Source organism: Bacteroidota bacterium (assembly GCA_016718825.1).
GTDB lineage: Bacteria > Bacteroidota > Bacteroidia > J057 > JADKCL01 > JADKCL01.
Window position 1 is genome coordinate 56,621 of record JADKCL010000073.1, and the last position, 16,522, is coordinate 73,142.

Annotated in this window: 12 protein-coding genes; 2 read left to right on the forward strand and 10 right to left on the reverse strand. The window is 50.3% G+C overall.

Annotation, left to right across the window (positions count from 1 at the left end):
- Positions 1-298: 298 nt before the first annotated feature.
- Complete coding sequence (locus IPN95_31935; GenBank protein MBK9453925.1) at positions 299-2,857, forward strand: T9SS type A sorting domain-containing protein; 2,559 nt, start codon at positions 299-301, stop codon at positions 2,855-2,857.
- Between the two features lie 84 nt (positions 2,858-2,941).
- On the opposite strand, the gene IPN95_31940 is transcribed toward IPN95_31935, so the two are convergent.
- The 8 genes from IPN95_31940 to IPN95_31975 form a co-directional block, all read right to left on the reverse strand.
- Entirely contained in the window at positions 2,942-4,966 is a 2,025-nt protein-coding gene (locus IPN95_31940; GenBank protein MBK9453926.1) for a tetratricopeptide repeat protein, read from the reverse strand.
- A gap of 40 nt (positions 4,967-5,006) precedes the next feature.
- Positions 5,007-6,869 carry a hypothetical protein gene (locus tag IPN95_31945; protein ID MBK9453927.1) on the reverse strand — a complete coding sequence of 621 codons (1,863 nt, stop codon included), beginning with the start codon at positions 6,867-6,869 and terminating at the stop codon, positions 5,007-5,009.
- A gap of 4 nt (positions 6,870-6,873) precedes the next feature.
- A complete protein-coding gene (locus IPN95_31950; protein ID MBK9453928.1) occupies positions 6,874-8,028 on the reverse strand; it encodes a UDP-glucose/GDP-mannose dehydrogenase family protein in 1,155 nt (384 codons plus the stop codon).
- Positions 8,000-9,031 (reverse strand): hypothetical protein, encoded by a 1,032-nt coding sequence (locus IPN95_31955; protein MBK9453929.1) that lies wholly within the window; start codon positions 9,029-9,031, stop codon positions 8,000-8,002. Before IPN95_31955 ends, IPN95_31950 begins: the two co-directional genes overlap by 29 nt.
- Positions 9,032-9,154: 123 nt before the next feature.
- Complete coding sequence (locus IPN95_31960; protein ID MBK9453930.1) at positions 9,155-10,111, reverse strand: NAD-dependent epimerase/dehydratase family protein; 957 nt, start codon at positions 10,109-10,111, stop codon at positions 9,155-9,157.
- A 36-nt stretch (positions 10,112-10,147) separates the two neighbouring features.
- Positions 10,148-10,813 carry a glycosyltransferase gene (locus tag IPN95_31965; protein MBK9453931.1) on the reverse strand — a complete coding sequence of 222 codons (666 nt, stop codon included), beginning with the start codon at positions 10,811-10,813 and terminating at the stop codon, positions 10,148-10,150.
- Positions 10,798-11,268, reverse strand: a complete 471-nt coding sequence (locus tag IPN95_31970) for a hypothetical protein (GenBank protein MBK9453932.1) — start codon at positions 11,266-11,268, stop codon at positions 10,798-10,800. Before IPN95_31970 ends, IPN95_31965 begins: the two co-directional genes overlap by 16 nt.
- Entirely contained in the window at positions 11,265-12,275 is a 1,011-nt protein-coding gene (locus IPN95_31975; protein ID MBK9453933.1) for a UbiA family prenyltransferase, read from the reverse strand. Before IPN95_31975 ends, IPN95_31970 begins: the two co-directional genes overlap by 4 nt.
- A gap of 189 nt (positions 12,276-12,464) precedes the next feature.
- On the opposite strand from IPN95_31975, the gene IPN95_31980 reads away from it, so the two are divergent.
- Positions 12,465-13,529 carry a phytanoyl-CoA dioxygenase family protein gene (locus IPN95_31980; GenBank protein ID MBK9453934.1) on the forward strand — a complete coding sequence of 355 codons (1,065 nt, stop codon included), beginning with the start codon at positions 12,465-12,467 and terminating at the stop codon, positions 13,527-13,529.
- Positions 13,530-14,289: 760 nt separating this feature from the next.
- Here the strand turns inward: IPN95_31980 and IPN95_31985 are convergent.
- Both IPN95_31985 and IPN95_31990 read right to left on the reverse strand, forming a co-directional pair.
- Positions 14,290-15,513 carry a class I SAM-dependent methyltransferase gene (locus IPN95_31985; GenBank protein ID MBK9453935.1) on the reverse strand — a complete coding sequence of 408 codons (1,224 nt, stop codon included), beginning with the start codon at positions 15,511-15,513 and terminating at the stop codon, positions 14,290-14,292.
- Positions 15,514-15,531: 18 nt separating this feature from the next.
- Entirely contained in the window at positions 15,532-16,485 is a 954-nt protein-coding gene (locus tag IPN95_31990) for a hypothetical protein (GenBank protein MBK9453936.1), read from the reverse strand.
- Positions 16,486-16,522: the final 37 nt, after the last annotated feature.

Sequence of the window (16,522 nt, forward strand, 5' to 3'; positions counted from 1 at the left end):
CCAATAATTTGGAGCGGAAAAAATTGGACTGCAAATATAGCGGATGGAAATAGAAATGTAAAGCGTTCCACAAAAAATCCTCTTAAGAATTGATAAAATGCCATTTGAAGGCACATTGCTTGGCCCTTTCAAACAAAAATCATAATTTGTGATTCGTTTTAAGAACATCAGCTAGCTTCTAAAGTCAATTCACTTTGCCAAAAGGATTATGAGAAAAGCCCTTTACTCAGTTCAATTTGTTCTGCTTTTTGCCCTTCTATGGATTGCAGTTCCCGAAAATTTATCGGCGCAATTATGCGTGAATACGCAACTGGGAGGACAGTCTGGATGCGTTCGCAGCAATTTCTACCGCGGCGAAATCGTGCCTTCCAATGGAGCGGCACCACTTTCAGTGAGCCCATACAGCCCGGGGGAGTATTTCAGAATGCCTGTTCTGGCGGGAGGTTGCTATACGGTTAGCACGTGCGGAGCACCTTTTGATACGCAGATCAACATCTTTGAAGGCAATGCCACTACGGGACCTTTTGCCTATGATGACGACAGTGGCCCACTTTGCGGTGGATTGACGGCCTCCTGCTCGATGGTGCCTAACTTTACTGACTATGCCCGCGTCGATGTACGTCAATACTCCTGTCAGCCTGGCGGATCTTCCTCGATCACGATCACAGTGCAGCAAAACAACAACTTGTCCATCACATCCTCATCCACGAGTCTTTGCCAAGGTCAAACACGCGCATTGACTGCCACCCCTGCAGCGGTGACAGGCGCATTGCCAAATTCAGGAAGCGCTGGCGTTTTCTCGGGTACAGGAGTTTCAGGAACCGTTTTCACTGCGCCTGTCCCTGGAGGCAACAACCAGAACTATACCATTACCTATTCTTTCGGATATGTTTCCACCACGCAGCAAATCACTGTTTTCCATGCCCCAAGTACTGCGGCAGCAGGAGCAAATCAGACGGTTTGCGCAGGTAGCACCGCATTGGCTGCCAACAATCCAGCGTTTGGAACAGGTACTTGGACCGTGGTCAATGGTACTGGAACCGTTACCAATCCAGCATCACCGACATCGGCTGTTACGGGTTTGACACCTGGCCAAAGCACTGCCTTGGTTTGGACGATCAGCAACGGACCTTGCACATCTACAAGGGATACTGTCGTCATTTTCAGAGATGTCGATCCTACCGTTGCCAATGCTGGCCCCGATCAATCAGTTTGTGACTCTGTGATAACCCTCGGCGGCAATGCCGCAGTCGTCGGAGCTGGAAACTGGACACTGATTGCCGGAACGGGCGCCATTTCGAATGCCGCCAATCCCAACTCCGCTGTAACTGGCCTCGGTGTCGGTGCAAACTCATTTGTCTGGACGATCACGAATGGCGTTTGCCTTTCCACATCTGACACGGTGACCTTCACGCGCGATGCGGTGGCTCCGGCAGCCCTTGCCGGTCCCGACAAGGACATCTGTGAGTCATTTACGACATTGACGGGGAATATTCCAGCCTACGGCCAAGGAACATGGACGATTTTGAGCGGATCAGGCGTTGTCACCACGCCCAATTCACCCAACTCAACCATCACCTCCATCAATACGGGGACCACAGTTTTGACTTGGACCATCAGCAACGGCACCTGTCCTCCAAAATCAGATACGATGGAGATTACCCGCAGTGCCTTGCCCAATCCACCTACAGTTACTGGCAATCAAGCGGTTTGTTATGGTGAATCCGTGACCCTGACTGGAAGCAGCACTGCGAATAACCCTTCCTACGTATGGTGGGACGCACCTGCGGGTGGCAATGCCATCGCGGGTGGGCCAACTTACACTTCACCTCCCCTGGCTTCGGCACTCGTCGTCTATCTTGAGGTCACCGATGGCACCACACAGTGCCCAAGTACGCGTACACAATACAACGTGAACGTCAATCCATTGCCCATCATCGCGCTTGGAAACGATACGACATTCTGCGACAGCGATTCGATCTGCTTGGATGCAGGCGCAGGCATGAACAGCTATCAGTGGAACAATGGTTCAACTTCCCGCATTGTTTGCACCAACCTTTCCGGTTTGTACTGGGTCGAAGTGTTGGATGGAAATGGATGCTTTGGAACAGATACTGTACAGTTGACTGCCGTCACCGCTCCCGTTGTAAGCTTGGGACCGGATTTGACACTTTGCAACGGCAATGCAAGCACGATTGGTGTGCCAAGTGTGCCTGGGGAAACCTACGCATGGAGCACGGGCGATACAACCCAATCCATTTCTGTGAGTGCAAATGGCACGTATACCATCACGGTAACCAACGGAATCGGCTGTTCCACTTCAGATGATGTGGTCGTCACAGCACTCGTCACACCGGGCGCCGGCTTCTCGATCGACACTTCCAATTGTCCTCAAATCACGTTCAACGACAATTCAACAAATGCTGTGAACTGGAGCTGGAGCTTTGGAGATGGATCCAATAGCACCACAACAAGCCCTAGTTACAGCTATCAGGCTTCAGGAAACGGTACCTATACCGTCACTTTGGTGGTTTCAGGACCTTGTGGGGCCGATACGACCACGCAGTCCATCACCATTGATTGTGTCGTCGGCATTTCCATGCCGAGCAACTTGTCGATCACGGTTTATCCAAACCCCAACGATGGCTTGTTCAAGGTAAGGTTCCAAGGACTCGAAGAACCTGCCTTCTTGAATGTATTCAATGAATTGGGACAGGAGGTTTATTCCAAAGAAGTCGAAGGTTGTACCGGCGAATGCGACGAAATGGTGAACCTGCAAGGTGCTGCCGCTGGCGTTTACTTTGCCAAAATCAAAGTTGGCGATGCCGTGGTTTCCAAGCGTGTGATCATTCGATAAGATTTAGTACGCTCGCAAAACCAAAGGCCGCTTCATTGGAGCGGCCTTTGGTTTTTAGTTTAGGCTGAAATTGAACGCGTTGTCCTATTGCAACACGATTCCTTTGGACTGCGAAAGCTGGTAATAATGATCCGCAGCTGCCTTGTCCCCGATCAATTGATACCTGCCGATCAACTTACGCCACCATACCGGATTTTGTCCATCCATTTCCAAAAGCGTCAAGATGGGTTGAAAAGATTGGGTCGTGTCACCTTTGTCAAAATAGGTATCACTCAGGGCGTCGTAGTAGAATAAATAGCTGGCATTGCGGCCCAGGGCCTCCTCCAACGTCGCCAATGCAGCATCAAATTGGCCATTGCGCTCCTGCGCGCGCGCAAGGAACTCCCAATTGTCCTCCATTTCAGGTGCGCGAAGCCTTGACTCGTTGAGGGCGGTGGCTGCCTCGGCGTAGTTTCCCAGATAATATTCAGACATTCCTTTGGAATGCCACATATCGGCTTGACCGGGATAATGCCTCAAGCCTTCGGTACAAAGGGCAGCCGCGGCTTTGTAGTCGCCCCAACTTTGGTACAATCCGGCGAGGCGAATGTAAGCGTAGTAACTCTGTGGTGTAATCTCGATCGCTCGACGGTAATGCGTGATGATTTCCTGCTTCGCCTTGGCTTGATCTTTGGCAGTTTCATAGCCTTTGGCCAACTCGCTGGCATAGTAGTAGTGCGCACGGGCGCAGTTTTCCAGCAAGGGCAGATCGTGGGAAAACAAAGTCAAATTGTCCTTCCATACGCGGTTGCGGCTGAAAGTCATGCCTGAAAAAAGGAGGGAAATGCCTAAAATTCCCAAGCTCAGCGCCTTGGCGCGTGACTTGAGGCTTGCAGCAATTTTTTCTGCTCCCTTTTTGAAGGCCATCAGCGGATTGGAACTTGGATCAATTCGAAGCAGAAAAAAAAGACCGTAAATGGTCGCGATGCAGAGTCCAAGGGACGGCGCAAACATAAATCGGTCTGCAATGGTATCGGCGAGCATCAAAAACGGCAATTGCAGGTAGATGACAACGGTAGAAAGGAAAAACCAACACCCGTACAGCAGCGGCCGGTATCGATTCCAAAACAGAACTGTTCCTAGAATCAACAATATCGGCAACAACATAGAAATTCCAAGCACCACAAAGTCCTTGCTCCAGGACTTCACCGGATAGACATCAAATCCGGAAAAATAGACCAAATCATGGGGAAGGAAGAACTTTCGCGCATTCTCTGCAAGCAGAAACATGGAATTGCTGACATGCTGAAACTTGCTAGGGAGATTGACAGCGAGGCAATTGCCGAGATTGTTGCTTTCGATATAGGCGGTCGTGGTGACTGGACTCGCGGAGCCCGGCAATTTTCCGGTCAGGGCTAGAAACACACCTACCAAAACCAACAGTATCAGCGGGAATTTCGCCAACCCGATCAATTTTTGCCTTTTGGTTCCTTCCAATAGCAACAATACCGTGAGTGGAATCACCGCAAAAAATGTCAAGGCACCTTCCTTGCTCAGAGCCCCAAGCAAGAGGAAGAGGGCAGATCCCAGCAATTGGAGCCATTTTCCGGAGCGGTAATGCTTCACAAAAAACTGCAACGACAACAGACCAAACATCAGTGAGAGGATTTCATCACGGCTTTTGATGTTGGCAACGGCCTCGACATGGATCGGATGAACCAAAAACAACAAGGTCACAAAAAATGCGAATGCCGGATGGAATTTGGGAAATAGGTGCCGGAGCGTGCGGTACAACACCACACAGAGCAAGGCAAAAAGCAGCACATTCATCGCATGCGAACCTTTGGGATTCATCCCGAATAGCCCGATGTCGATGGAAAAGCTGCTCATTGTCACCGGCCTGTATCCCGTAAAATCTTCAAAATTTTCGCGGTTCCGGAATTCAAAATGACTGGGAATGGCAGAAAAACCTTGCTGCACACGCTTGTTGTACACCACCACGATGTCGTCGTCCCAGACATAGGCATGCGTCAAGGTGTTGCCGTACTGCACGAAGGCGAGCGCAAAAATCAACATTCCCCACAGGATTTCGGGGTGATTGGTCATCCATTGCTTGAACCTTGCCTTCATTTTTCCAATCTAATGCCTATTCTAAAAACTGCCAATACCCTCAATAATCGAATTCAAACCAAGTTTCGTGTCCAGCATCATAGCGAAGTACAGGACGGTAATCGCTCCATCGCCGATGCACCTTCCATAGAATGGGAATGTGCCGATGGTAAAAGGCACGCGAACGGTTGACTTTTCCGCTTCCCCACGTGCTGTCCGATTCTGCCTTGCGCCCATGGCTCCATTGACCGATTTCCAAAGCACATATCTGCGGAAGGGCGATCGCGCCCATTTTCCGAAATTGCCCCTGCAGCGTGGTTGCGTCTCCCATTGCCTTGATCCAAAGCGATCTTCGGAAGATTTGAAGCGGCGCTGGAAGAAACTCCGCAATTTGAAGGTCAGTTGCAGCTTCAAATCTTGCCGTATCCCAGCGCAAAGGAGCCATTACACGTGAAAGCGACCTGCCTTCCATCTCAAAAGGAATTCCCGTAAGCCAATCCATCCCGGGAAATTGCCGGAAAATCTCCGCAATCTTGTGCAAATTGGAGGTTGCAGGGATAAATTCAGCGGAAAGAAGCTGAATCAACTGCCCACTTGCCGTCAAAATTGCCTTATGGATGCCTCCGAATGCTGATTCCGTTGATTCTACCATCCGAATTTGACCATTTTTGTAGGCCAACCATACGTCTTCCGGCACTTTTCCCGGTTCGACGGCAAAAATCAGCTCCTTCCCCGGAAAATTCTCCTCCAGCATATACGTCAGGAGTTCGGAATGGCGGCCATCAGCAACGGCAATCAACGAAATGGCGGGCAATCTACGATCGGAAAGGTGCAATAGCGGCGTTTTGGATGCTCCGAGGTAGTAACCGAATTCAAACTGAAGTTCGTCCTCCCCTTCAAATTCGGTATTGGAAGGAACAAGCCGAAAATCCTCGCCTGCGCTTCTCAAATGGAAATTTAATTCCAAGGGAAGTGCATTCGCAGCAAAACTCATGGCTGCCTTTCCGCCTTTTCGCCGCGTGAGCATCCACGGCTTGTCCAGGAATTGACGAGACTTCTGTCCCAATAGGTCCACGGCAAAATCATAACCCGCCAAGACGGGCGCAATCCGCTTCAAATTTTCTGCAATTGGCTCAAAATGTGCGTCATACACAGCCAATGAATCCGCGATCCGACCAAAATTCCATTCGCGATCTCCCATCAACAAGGGAACTTGAAACAAACCCTTGGTATTGGCATGTGCTCCAAAATCCTCAAAATTGGTCGTCAAAGCGTACCGCGGATAGGCAAAATATTTGTTGGTAACGATCAAATAAGCGGCGAACAACTTTTTCCAACTTTGGGCGGTCCATTGCTGGATATAGTCCGGAAGCTGCGGAAGTTGCTGAAAATGAACGCCCAACCAGCTCTCAAATGCCTGCCATTGTGCCGCGGTAAACGCTGCGCCCCAACTGCTGGGCAATTGCAAAAACCAGTTGTCCCATTGATCCATCCAGGGATGGAACGGCTGCAAACAGGATTCGGCGACGGCATAGCAATACAATGAAATGCCCGCAACCGCCTCATCTTCTGCAAAATAATCCAAGGCTTTCTGCGCATAGGCGTAGGCAAAGGGCGAAATCCCAAGATCGTCCTCGAGCAAGATGATACTGCCGTACCGTTGCGTCAATCCGCCGCAATGCAGGATATGTTGCCGCAAACCGAGGCGTTCCGCGTGCTTTTCGACGACCTTTTCACCAAACTTCCAGACAAATTCATCTGCCAAATCGCCCACTTCTGGATACTCAAAATGGTCGATCGAAATGTGAAGAATGGTATTTGCAGGAAAATGGCCATGGTCGAGTCCCTTCAACAACCTTTGCAAGGAGAGCGGCCGATTCCAGGCTGCAATGACAATGGCGGGTTGCGGAAGGGTATCTGCCATATACCTAACCGTCAATGGATTCGTAGGCAAAAATATCCCCGTAGAGAAGTTGCAAGGCTGCAATGACAGCCTTCAAATCACGCACGCGTACTTTGCGACCGGCCTGTGCGAGCCTGAGCGCAAGCGCAAGCTGTTGGGATTCTTCCAGTATCGTTGTGCCAGGCTTATAGGTAACCGACTCAAATACAATCTCTTCTGAAAGCGGATAACGCGTACAATACTGCTCAAACTGAAAATCGAGATGTCTGCGATTGACTTCGTCGGTAGCTTGACTGAGCAGGACTTCGAATCCGGCTTGTTTGCCAAACATCGCCAAAGCCCGGTTGTCGCGTGGGAAACAGGGCCCACCATAACCAAAACCATAGCCGAGGTAGCGCGAACCGATGCGTTTGTCGGCACCGATCGCCGCCAAAATTTTCTCAGGCTCCCCTCCCACATTGGTGGCCAAATCCCCGATCGAATTCGCAAAGGAGATTTTGGTGGTCAAAAAACAATTGGTCGCGAGCTTGGCAATCTCCGCGCTGATGCGCGACATGCGGCAAAATGTGGGCGTATTCTTGCACATATGCCGGTAAACTTCGACAATGGCATCCCCCGCTTCCGCCGAACCTTCCCCAATCAGGACTTGATCAGGCTGTTGCTGATCCCGGATAATCGTCCCTTGTGCGATAAATTCGGGATTGTAGCTCAGTGTATAGTTGAGTGCCGCCATTTTTGGAGCGACCGTGTCGCAGTAGCCGGGCATCGTGGTACACATCACAACAAGATGCCGTTGAATTTCAGACGGACCGGCAGCAGCCAAACGCTCCAAAACAGCATCCACTTGCGTGTGGTCATATCCCGCATCAGGCATCGATGGCGTAGCGACGACAATAAAGAGAAGTTCGATTTCTGGCGCAAGAACTGCATCCCAATCGGTGGTCGCCACAAAATTTTGCGATGAAAACAGCAATTCCTCGACCTGCGGCTCAAAGGATGTCAGTGTTTTTGCGTTTATGGACGCCACATATTCGGCATTCGTATCCAAACCGGTCACTTGGTAACCAACACGCTCCAAATTGAGCGCAAAACAGAGGCCCAACTTGCCAATTCCGATGACTCCAATATGTTTCAAATCCGCATTCCCCATCTCAAAAGGTAATTTCTTCCAAATTTTCATCCGCAAAACCCCAATTCGGCGGATTGATGCCCAATTTCTGATGTTTTTCCAGCAAAAAATAGGTCACTTCCTGCAAAACTCCGAAATCAATCCCGGGACGTTCCTCCAGAAACTTCAATTTTTCAATCGGTCCCATTGAACTCCAACCTGTTGGATGGTCGATGTGGTATGTGCAAGCATCTGCAGGAAAGACGACTTGCTGCATTCCCAAGGCCCTCGCCGCGACAATGCCCAGCGTATCCACATGGATCGAATAAAGGTCCAATTCGGCGTAACCCTCAATGTTTTCCCAAGCATCGCGGTGCATCATGGTAAAATCACCACAAGCGTTGCGGTCCAGCAAATAATATTCGGCTTCGCTTTTGGGCTGCTTCCGGCGATGCCTTTTGCCGATCTGATCGGTGATCCAACGTGAAATCGGTCCAAGCTCCTTGATGCCATGCGCCCGTACATCGACATATTGAAACCGCGAATCCCAGCCATTCACACGAATGACATGCGCCTTGGAATAGGCCATTTGCGCCTCAAAGGACATATTTTCATCGATTCCGTCGGGGATATCCACGCGATTGGCACGGTAAAAGCTGTTGGGATCAAGGTCACAAGCGGCCATTCTGGCAAACAATGCATCCGAAAAAAGGAGATCGACATTGCTAGCCAGGATAAATTGGCCCTTTGCACGCCGAATACCCACATTTTTGGCGATCATTTGAAACAAAGGAATTTCCTCGGCCCGCTTGTACCGCGCATGCAATTCAGGCGGAACAGTAATAAAACGCGTCCGCAATTTGTCGTCAGGCGCAGGCTTCGGCAAAACTTCAAACAACCGCGGCTGCCCAGGAATGGGGTTCCATTCGACGAAAATGAGCTCGATGGGTAGGCCAAATTTGTTGGATTGATGAATCAACCCTTTCACAAACAGGCGCATACGCTTCATGATGTTGCCACCGTGGCTATCGTTGCGCGAGGTGACGACGATCGAATAATAAGGCTGCGACTGCATAGACCCCTAAAATCTTGAATTTTTGACTGATAAACAAAGTGATGGAGGGATTTACGCGCGGCACAATTTAAAATTGCGACTTACCGCTGCAGCATCGCGTAAGCATGAATCAAAACAAATGATTCAGGTTTTGGCGATCTCGGCCACGATCCAGTGGTAAAGCCTTTCGGTACCTTCGCGCAGGGTCATCTTGGGGTTCCAGCCAATTTTTTCCAATGCCAACCTGTTGTCCGAATTGCGGCCACGCACGCCTTGTGGACCTGGAATATTGTTGATTTTCAACGACTTTCCCGCGATATCAGCTATCATTCCGGCGTAGTCGTTGATGGAAATCATCTCCTCGGAACCGATGTTTACGGGACCGATAAACGTGCTATGCATGAGTGCGCGCACACCATCAAGGCAGTCGTCGATGTAGAGAAACGAACGCGTTTGAAGGCCATCGCCCCAGATTTCGATTTGATCTTTGCCTGCGGCGACCTTGCGACAAAGCGCGGCCGGTGCCTTTTCCTTTCCACCTTGCCAAGGGCCTTCTGGACCAAAAACATTGTGAAAACGTGCCAAACGGATGTTCAAACCATGGTTTTTGTGAAATGCCAAGTACAACCGCTCCGCAAAAAGCTTTTCCCAGCCATATTCACTATCGGGGTCGGCCGGGTAAGCAGAGTCTTCTGCGCATTTGGGATCGTCTGGGTTGAGCTGATTGTATTTGGGGTAAATGCAGGCGGATGACGAAAAAAACACCTTTCCCACACCGCGTTCCAAAGCCAATTCCACCGTGTGAAGATTGATCTGCGCCGAATTGTGCATCACAGCAGCATCATTGTCACCCGAAAACAGGTATCCCGCTCCGCCCATGTCGGCGGCGAGTTGGTACAATTCGTCGATTCCGCGGTCAATCACCTTGTCCACCAACGCCCGATCCCGCAGGTCTCCCACGACAAATTCGTCTGCGGCGGTTGCGGAAAATGCCGGTTGCTTCAAATCCACCCCTCTGACCCAATAGCCTTCTGCCTTGAGACGTCGCACCAAATGCGAGCCGATAAAACCACCGGCACCAAAAACGATTGCTTTTTTCATTCCATCCATCCGAGGGTCAAATTAGGCAATTTGGATTTACGAGCTCCACCTTCGAATCAAATCAATGAGTTTTTGATGGTAACTTTTGTTTCCGAAGTCGCGCCGCGCCCTTTCTGCCGCGTTTTGACCCAGGTTTTTGACCTGTTCCGGATCGGTGGCAAGCTGCAACATTGCGCCGGCAAAGCCTTCCACATCGCCGGGCTGGACCAGCAAGCCTGTCACTTGATCGGTCACGACCGCTTCAATCCCGCCATGGCGGGTGGTCACCACAGGCCTACCGGCCATCGCGGCCTCCAAAATCGCGAGTGGCGTACCCTCCGAGTCGCCCGAAGCCGGACTTTGAGAAGGCAACAGCAAGACATGACAACGGGAAATGAACTGCGCAACCGCATTCGGAGGCAAAATGCCCAAGAATTCAATGGCATGCGTCAAGCCCAATTGCTTTGCCAATGCCTTGGATGCTTCCAGCAATTCGCCATCGCCCACACAACGCAGGCGCACTTCGGGTAGTTGCGCATGCACACGTGCAAAAGCTTCGATCAACAATAAAGGCGACTTTTTCTCCACAAAGCGCCCCACAAACCCGAATTGCATTGGCCCATCGGGCATGGGTTGTTGCATAAAACGGGATTCCTCGACACCATATATATATGTGTGCACTTTTTCGGGAGGAGCGCCGAGGGAAATCAGCTGACATTGCATGTTTTCGGAGACTGCGATGACTGCCTTGCAGGCAGCAAACAATGCCGGGTATTCTCGGCCATAGCTTCCAAAATATCGGAACGATAGGCGTCATATCCATGAAAATGAACGATAAGGGGTAGCTTCAAGACTTTGGAAACCGGAAGCATGGCCACGCCGGAGGGGCCGTAATTGGCCAAAATCAAATCAACCTTGTGGTCGCGAAGCCAAGTTCGGAGGTTGTATTCCTGCTTTTCCTGCTCGTTTTGGGGCTTTTTTACCCAAAACCCGGCCTTCGCAGCTGGAATTTCCGATCCTTCTCTTCGCCAATCATGGGTGAAATGGGTTGGCAGATAGCCGCCATAGAGCAAGGTTTTTCGCCCGGGCAAGGCATCAAACGCATTCTGGATAAACGTCTCCGAATACTTGTCCCGATTGATCGAAACGACTGCGATATGGGGTTCCTTGCTGCTCATAAAGGCTTTCGAATCCAAGCAAATACGCGCCGTTTGGTCTCCGAAAGCGCACTTTTGAACAGAATGACATGAAAAACGGCAAGAAAAATCATCCGCCAATCTTGAAAGCAAAGGGAAATCAAGACGAGCAGCGGGAAATACGGTATGTAGAAGTCGTCCAGATAACCGTAAAGCCATTGCCGCAGTTCGCGGTGAGGGCCTTGTTTGGGAAATTGCCAGAGCAAATACAAGGGCCAACCGAGTAAGGGAAGCCATGTCACAGGCGTCAATGCACCTAAAAACAGGAGCCAAGTCAGCAATTCCAAGGGAACGAAAACTTGGGACAGCAAGTGATTCACCCGCAGCTCACCATATTGGGTCACAAACGTACGAATGCCGGAAATACGGTCATTTTTGGCATCCTTGAGCTGATGCAGCAGGATGTTGCGCAATCCGAGGAAGAATTGCCAAGCTACCAAGGCCGGCACGAATACGGGCATCGTTGCGTTTTCGGCCTTTGATAAAGCCAAAAAAGTCAGGCTAGCCAACAGCGCAGGATTGGCATGCGCATACAAGGAATCCGTGATGACGCCGAGCAATCCCCGCTCCTTCAACCGAAAAGGCGGAAGCACATACAGCACAAATAGCAGGAACTCCAGCACCAAAAGGATACCTGTCAATGTGGTAACGGGAAAATAAACCAGCCAAGGAACGATGGCCAAGCCAAGAAAAAGCAACAACAGACCCGAAATTTGAATGCTGCTTAGGCCTATCAGCAAATTCGATTTTCCCGCCTTGGCATCTGCCTTCCGATCTCCGAGGTCATTGCTCAAATATCCAAAACCGGCAATGCCTATAATCGTGCAAAGCGACCATCCAAAAGCAAAAAGGGCATCCAGAAAGGCGAACTTCTGCCAAGCCAAAATGAGATAAGTCACCGCTACGAGCACCGGAGCCTTGTAATTCCATGGATTGCTCAAGCGGAGCCGCTTGGCAAACAAATCGTAGATGACCGAAAAAGTACCCAATGATGCCGAATTTGGTGGAATTTACGAGGAATCTCGGGAATGTTGGAGACCTGGGTTGAATGAAGTGCGCTTGGTTCTGAGCGAATTTCTGTTGCGTGATTTCGCCCCGATTTGGCGACACCCCAACCAAGAATGCCGAAACGCGCACAAAACTCCTTGCAGTCTGCACCAAACTTCGTATTTTTCGGAATGATGATTGCGGAAAACACCTATACTTTGTCAGCCGAGATTGCCAATTGGCAGCCTTTGCCGCCCATGATTGTGCGCGATGCCGAACTGACGGCCGAAATCGCTTCTGAAGGATTTGCTGTCAGGTCCTTTTTGAATTCCGAAGCATTGACCGCCCTACGGGAGATTTATGCCCGTGAGCATGCCATCGCCAATGAGGAAGGTGGCATGTTTTATTCGCTGTATTCTCAAAACTTGGAATACCGCGAACGCATTGACAAAGAGGTCGGTGCGGTAATGAAACCTTACTTGGAGGCATTTTTCCATTCTTATAAAACGGTGCTTCACGGTTTCATTGTCAAAGTTCCCGGTCCCAAAAGCGGATTTGTGATTCATCAAGACACCACAGGATTGGACGAATTCAAATTTTCCTCCTTGAGTGTCTGGATTCCACTCTATGACATTGGTCCTGAGGACGGTGCGATGTGTTTGGTGCGCCGCAGCCACAAGATGGGCTATCCTTACCGCGGCATTTCCTTTGCATTTCCTTTTGACAAAATTCATGGCACTGTGAAACGCTATTTGGAGCCTGTGTACATGAAGGCAGGGGAAGCGATCATTTTTGACCAACGCACATTCCACGCCTCCTTGCCTAATCGCTCTGAAAAAAATCGAATCGTGGCCGTCGCTGGATTGTTTCCAGAAGCTGCCGAATTCCAGATATCGTATCAAGAAAGCCCTGAAGCGCCGGTTGAAATTTACCGGCAAGCCGACGATTTTATCTTGAAGTATCCACGCTTCATGCACGACTGCCGCAGCAGACCGATTGCAGGCGAAAAAATCCGGGAGGTAGAATTCACCGTTCCACTTTGGACGCCGGAGGAATTTGTCGCAAAGGCGGAAGCCGCTGGTTTGCAGCCGCTTGACCTCGTTGGCCGCGACGACCGCTTGGGTTGCAACCCGATGCCGGAACCCGATGGCGTTGAACGCGAACCACTTGCACCTTTGGTGAAGCCCAAGCCGGTGGAAGAAGTTCAGAATTCCGCCCCGCATCGGCGCCCTCCAACAACGGTGGTGGATGGCTGAAACGCATTTTTGGCTAAGGATTCATGGAAAATCTCTTCCAACGACAAGAATTTCAGTCCCAACTGGACAAGGATGGATGTGTTGTGGTTCCTTTTTTGGAGCCGGATGAACTCGCGGAACTGCGGGAATTTTACTACAGCCGACATCCAGACGGAATGGCGCCGCAGATGCGCGACGGCATCCACATGACCATTTGGTGCAGCGACCGACCTTATAAAGATGAAATCCGCGAAGGGTTGAAGCAGATTCTCGGTGCGGCTTCACGGCGCTTGTACCAGAATTTCAGGCTTTTGAGCCCTGTGTTCATTGTCAAGCGCAAGGGTGCCGACACCACCTTTCCGATCCATCAGGACTGGAATGTCGTCGACGAAACAAAGCATCGCGCCTTTAATATGTGGATTCCACTCCATGACGTGGACGAAAGCAATGGCGCATTGTGGATTGTGAAGGGCAGCCATAAATTCCCGAACCATGTCCGCGGTCCCGGCTATCTTTTTCCGCGGATGTACCATCTGGAAAGCCATATTCGTCCATTTATGGAGCCGATGGCGATGAAAGCGGGTAATGCCTTGATTTTTTATCACCGCGTAATTCACGGATCTCCCCCCAATCAGACGGACAGTCCACGTGTCGTCGTCGCGATGTCGGTGTTGCCCGAACAGGTGCCGCTGCATATTTACTTTCAAAAAGACGCCGAAAGTCAGCTCGAGGTCTACCATCCGCACGACGAATTCATCTACGAATTTGAAAATGTGCGGGATCAAACGGCATTCAAGCCGCCTTCAGGTGCGCCGTTGTCGATTGAAAAGCCGTTCCAACAATTTGAGTTTACGGCCGAATGGTTTGACAGGTACCATGCTGGAAAACCCAAATTAGGCTTTTGGGAACGGCTTTTCGGGAAGAAGGCCGTTGGGGTTTGAGTTGTTTTCAGAGCCGGAGGCTGGGGCAGGGTGCGCTTTTGGCCGGAGGCCAACGCGTCACCATTCAAAGCTCTGCTTCTGATTTTCCCGTGAACCTTCAAATAATAAAGGTTCTGCAGGAAATATCGGCTGTTGCCAATGCTCAAATCATGCCAAGGTTTGATGCAGATCAATTCGAAGAAATCGACGGGGAAAAGGTATTCTTGGAGGTTGTCGATGCGATGAATGCCCGTCAATTCTTGGAAATCGTTGGAAATTGTCAGGTTTTCAAAGTCTTCCAGGGGTATGTCGATGGTCTTCAGCGCCGATAGAATATAACCCTTTTTGCGTACCGCAGTCAGCACCTCGTTCAAATCCCCGACATGGTAGCGATAGGCTTCGTTGATGCGCTCGACGTTTTTCTTGATCTCTTCGGCGTGGCTTGCGATGGCAGGTTCCTTGATAAACAGATCCTTGATGTAGAGCATTCCTCCCGGCTTGAGCATTTCCCAAGCAGAGGCGATCGCTGCAACCTTGTCTGCGGAATGGCCAAAAGACTCAAGAAAGTAGACGACATCGTATTCGCCTGAGGGAAAATAGGCGGACAATTGATGGTAATCGCCTTGTTGCACACGGATTTTCCCTTCCAGTCCTGCGGCGATAATCCGTTGGCTTGCCTCCTTTTGTTGGACGGAGGATGCGGTGATCGCATCAACGGTCACGTCATGGTTCTTGGCAAAAAACATTGCGGGCCCGCAAACGCCACAGCCGGCATCCAAAATCTTCATGCCGGGCTTAAGCTGCATGACATTCGCTTGGTAGCCCAGCAAATTGCTCAAATCTCGGGTTCTAAACGCTTGAATGACATCGCCATAAACCTTGAGAAAGGCATCTGTCGTCTCATCGTAAAATTCGCCAACTGCTTGTGCATGCGCTGCCGCATTTGGTTTGGGCGTGCTGTTTGAATCCTTTGCAGCGAGGTCCAATTTGCGTTGCGCCTTGAGTCGCGGACCATTGACAAGGTAAAAAGCCCCCCAAACCATTCCGGTGGAGACTGTGCAAGCGAGCAAAACAAGCAATTCCATAGCAAGGATGATTGAAGGTCACGACCAGTGGTACACAGTCTTTTTGTCGTAGGAATAGGCTGCAAATCCGCCAAGGGTAATGCGTTCCCGCTCGCCCAAAACCGGCTCCACACGGTGCCAAATTTGTCCGGCGGCAAAAATTACGAGATCGCCTACTTCAGGATTCAGAATTTGCGCAAGATCGGCAGAGGCCGTATGGAATGAAATTTCCGGCAACATGACATGGACATTTTCGGAAAGTGATGATTTTGTTTGCCCTTCTTCCCATTCCAAATCAAACAGGCAAACCTCCCCTCCTGCTTGCGGTGCTTGAATGAAAAAGAAAAAACTCAACTGATCAAAGACATCGACTTGACCTTCGAGGTGCTCATAAAAATGTTGGTGAACGGTTTGAAGATAGTTCCCGCATTGCAAAGTAATTTGTCCTTGACCACCACCAAAAAACGAACGCAAGGTCATACCAGCATATTCGCCTTTGGATCCTAATCCTTTGGGAATCTCGACGTTACATCCACCTGCGAGCGCACGAAGCCATTTATGGGTCAGCCCTCTGATATCAACGGAAAGAAGGTTGGAATATTCATTTGCAAGTTGGGCGCAACGCTCAAAATAGGCGCCAAGTACCTGTTTGCGCTGCCCGGCGCCGCAATTTGCAACCTCTTCCGCCAATTTGTAAAAGATCGGAGGAAAGGTCCATCCTCCGGTTACACTTGAACGCTCAGTTGTCGGCAGTTTGGTCGCTCCCTCTGCGAGACACTTACAAGTCTCTGCGTCGAGTGCCCCTCGCACGATGAGGCAGTCATATTTACGCTTGAACAAGTCCCAAATCGCATTTTCATAGCCAGACAAATCAGCCGCATCGATTTCGCGACAATCGTAAATATCCACTCCTCCAATCCTTGACGGCTTCTGCCCGCCGTTGGTATCGTCCATGTCTTCGTCCTTTTCTTGAAAATAAAGATAAGTCTTCAATTCCGGTTTCAAACCCTACATCCCAAATTCCCAGCAT

Excerpts from the sequence above, each read along its gene's own strand:
- IPN95_31940 (MBK9453926.1), bottom strand. The coding sequence starts at position 4,966 with ATGAAGGCAAGGTTCAAGCAATGGATGACCAATCACCCCGAAATCCTG.
- IPN95_31945 (MBK9453927.1), bottom strand. The coding sequence starts at position 6,869 with ATGGCAGATACCCTTCCGCAACCCGCCATTGTCATTGCAGCCTGGAAT.
- IPN95_31950 (MBK9453928.1), bottom strand. The coding sequence starts at position 8,028 with ATGAAAATTTGGAAGAAATTACCTTTTGAGATGGGGAATGCGGATTTG.
- IPN95_31955 (MBK9453929.1), bottom strand. The coding sequence starts at position 9,031 with ATGCAGTCGCAGCCTTATTATTCGATCGTCGTCACCTCGCGCAACGAT.
- IPN95_31960 (MBK9453930.1), bottom strand. The coding sequence starts at position 10,111 with ATGAAAAAAGCAATCGTTTTTGGTGCCGGTGGTTTTATCGGCTCGCAT.
- IPN95_31965 (MBK9453931.1), bottom strand. The coding sequence starts at position 10,813 with ATGCAATGTCAGCTGATTTCCCTCGGCGCTCCTCCCGAAAAAGTGCAC.
- IPN95_31970 (MBK9453932.1), bottom strand. The coding sequence starts at position 11,268 with ATGAGCAGCAAGGAACCCCATATCGCAGTCGTTTCGATCAATCGGGAC.
- IPN95_31980 (MBK9453934.1), top strand. The coding sequence starts at position 12,465 with ATGATGATTGCGGAAAACACCTATACTTTGTCAGCCGAGATTGCCAAT.
- IPN95_31985 (MBK9453935.1), bottom strand. The coding sequence starts at position 15,513 with ATGGAATTGCTTGTTTTGCTCGCTTGCACAGTCTCCACCGGAATGGTT.